This window comes from Streptomyces sp. PA03-1a (assembly GCF_033792805.1).
Classification (GTDB): domain Bacteria; phylum Actinomycetota; class Actinomycetes; order Streptomycetales; family Streptomycetaceae; genus Actinacidiphila.
Map to the genome: position 1 here is coordinate 1 of NZ_JARAVO010000431.1, position 3002 is coordinate 3002.

The 3002-nt window shown below is 70.0% G+C and carries 1 protein-coding gene; it reads left to right on the forward strand.

The features are described 5' to 3' along the window. Window positions 1-511: 511 nt before the first annotated feature. Complete coding sequence (locus PV341_RS44465) at window positions 512-2743, forward strand: pectate lyase-like domain-containing protein (RefSeq protein WP_500325149.1); 2232 nt, start codon at window positions 512-514, stop codon at window positions 2741-2743. Window positions 2744-3002 lie beyond the last annotated feature (259 nt).

Below are 3002 nucleotides of genomic sequence, written 5' to 3' on the forward strand. Positions count from 1 at the left end.
GCCTTGTTCAACTCGTGATTTAAGGAGTGAAGGAAGGGTGCAGTCAAGACTTTGGTACAGACCAGTACGGTCCGCCCAGGTGGCGGTCGTTGATCAGCAGGTCCGGGCGGGGGGTCCGGCGGGGCGGTTCCCGAAGGGTGGCCCGGCCGGAGGGGCGCCTTCAAGTGTTGTCCGGCCGGGATGTGGCGGCGCCTGCCGGCCGCACCGCGCCGCACCGTGTCGCATCGGCTGCCAACTGCGCAAATGCCGTGTCCGGACATCGAGTTGAGGCACCACCGCGCATCCGGCGGCATTCGAAATCCGTAGCGCGACCTCTTGACGTGTCCGCTGCGGAAGCCTAACTTCACGCCGTGAAGAAAGGTCGATCCGACCTTTGAGCTGCTGTCGCATGGCCGGGCGCGTGCGCCCGGCCACCCCCCACCTCCGTCATGCCACGTCATGCCGTCGCCCGCTTCGGCATGCCCGCTCACCCCCCCACGGCGCCGCGCCCCGCGCGGCACAGGAGTCCTCCATGAGAACCCTCGGAGCGCCGTCCCGCGGCGTCCCCGGACGCGGCCGGGTCCGGCGCCGCGTCGCACCGCTCGCGCTCGGCGCGCTGTTCGCCTCGGGCCTGTCGGCCGTCGTGCTGACCGCCCCGCAGGCCCAGGCCGCCTCCCTCCCCACCGGCTGGGTGACCGTCGCCGCCAAGCACAGCGGCAAGTGCGTCGACGCCGCCGCCGCGGGCACCGCCGACGGCACCGCGGTCCAGCAGTACGCGTGCAACGGCACCACCGCGCAGCAGTGGCAGTTCCAGGCGACGAGCGACGGCTACGTCCGGGTCAACAACCGCAACGACGCGGCCAAGTCCTGGGACGTCACCGACGTCTCCACGGCGGACGGCGCACCGGTCCAGCTCTGGTCGTACTCGGGCGGGGCCAACCAGCAGTGGCTGCCGGTCGAGGAGACCGGCGGGACGTACCACTTCGTGAACCGCAACAGCGGCAAGTGCCTGGACGTGCCCGCCGCCTCCACCGCCGACAGCGCGCGCATCCAGCAGTACACCTGCAACGGCACCGCCGCGCAGTCCTTCAGCCTCGGCTCCACCGACACCCCGCAGAACCCGCCGGGCACCCCCGACCTCGGGCCCAACGTCTCGGTCTTCGACCCGTCGATGTCCTCGGCCGCCATCCAGAGCCGGCTCAGCCAGGTCTTCGGCCAGCAGGAGTCCAACCAGTTCGGCTCCCAGCGCTACGCCCTGCTCTTCAAGCCCGGCAGCTACAGCGTCGACGCCAACGTCGGCTTCTACACCCAGGTCGCGGGCCTGGGCCTGTCGCCGGACGACGTGACGATCAACGGCGCGGTCCACGCCGAGGCCGACTGGTTCCAGGGCAACGCCACCCAGAACTTCTGGCGCTCCGCGGAGAACCTCTCCGTCAACCCGACCGGCGGCACCGACCGCTGGGCGGTCTCGCAGGCGGCCCCGTACCGGCGCATGCACGTCCGCGGCAACCTGCAGCTGGACGACGGCGGCTGGTCCAGCGGCGGCCTGATCGCCGACTCCAAGATCGACGGCCAGGTGCGTTCCGGTTCCCAGCAGCAGTGGCTGTCGCGGAACAGCCAGTGGGGCAGCTGGACGGGCTCCAACTGGAACATGGTCTTCGTCGGTGACGTCAACGCCCCCGCGAACACCTTCCCGAGCCCGCCGTACACCACGGTCGCGCAGTCGCCGGTGACGCGTGAGAAGCCGTTCCTGTACGTGGACTCCGCCGGCGCGTACAAGGTCTTCGTCCCGGCGCTGCGCACCAACACCCAGGGCACGACCTGGGCGGGCGGCAGCCCGGCCGGCAGTTCGCTGCCGATCGACCAGTTCTTCGTCGTCAAGCCCGGCGCCACCGCCACCGACATCAACGGCGCGCTCGCCCAGGGCAAGAACCTGCTGTTCACGCCCGGCGTCTACCACCTCAACCAGACGCTCAACATCAACCGTGCCGACACCGTCGTCCTGGGCCTGGGCCTGGCCACCGTCATCCCGGACAACGGCATCACCGCGGTGAACGTCGCCGACGTCGACGGGGTCAAGATCGCCGGACTGCTCATCGACGCGGGCACGACCAACTCGCAGACGCTGATGCAGGTCGGCCCGGCCGGCTCGTCCGCGCGGCACACCGCCGACCCGACCTCGCTGCACGACGTCTTCTTCCGCATCGGCGGCGCGGGCGTCGGCAAGGCCACCCAGAGCCTGGTGGTCAACAGCTCGGACGTCATCGGCGACCACATGTGGCTGTGGCGCGCCGACCACGGCAGCGGGGTGGGCTGGACGAGCAACACCGCCGCCAACGGCCTGATCGTCAACGGCACGAACGTGACGATGTACGGCCTGTTCGTCGAGCACTACCAGCAGCACCAGGTGATCTGGAACGGCAACGGCGGCCGCACGTACTTCTTCCAGAACGAGATGCCGTACGACCCGCCCAACCAGGCCGCCTGGATGAACGGCTCCACCCGCGGCTACGACGCCTACAAGGTCAGCCCCTCGGTGACCAGCCACGAGGCCTGGGGCCTGGGCAGTTACTGCTACTTCAACGTCAACCCGTCCGTCGTCGCCGACCGGGCCTTCGAGGTCCCCGCGGTGTCCGGGGTCCGCTTCCACGACATGGTGACGGTCTCCCTCGGCGGGACGGGCACGATCAGCCACGTCATCAACAACAGCGGAGGCCCGTCCAACTCCGCGAACAACGTGGCCAACCTCGTCTCCGGCCCCTGACCCCGGCCGGACGACGACCGGCGGGGCCGCCGCCGTCCGCACGGCGGGCGGCGGCGACCCCGCCCCCCGGCACGCCCGCGAGCCCTCCCGCTGTCATCGCGGCGCCCAACGAACCGTTGGTGCGGGGGGCTTGACGCAGGGCTGGTCTAGTCCATACCGTCATCGGCCATCAGCTGTTCATGTAGTGAAGCGATGTTCACCTACATGAACAGCTGATGGCCGATGACGGTATGGACTAGACCAGCCCTGCGTCAAGCCC

Bases quoted from the DNA above. Each gene is read 5' to 3' on its own strand.
- PV341_RS44465 (WP_500325149.1), top strand. From the start codon at position 512: ATGAGAACCCTCGGAGCGCCGTCCCGCGGCGTCCCCGGACGCGGCCGG.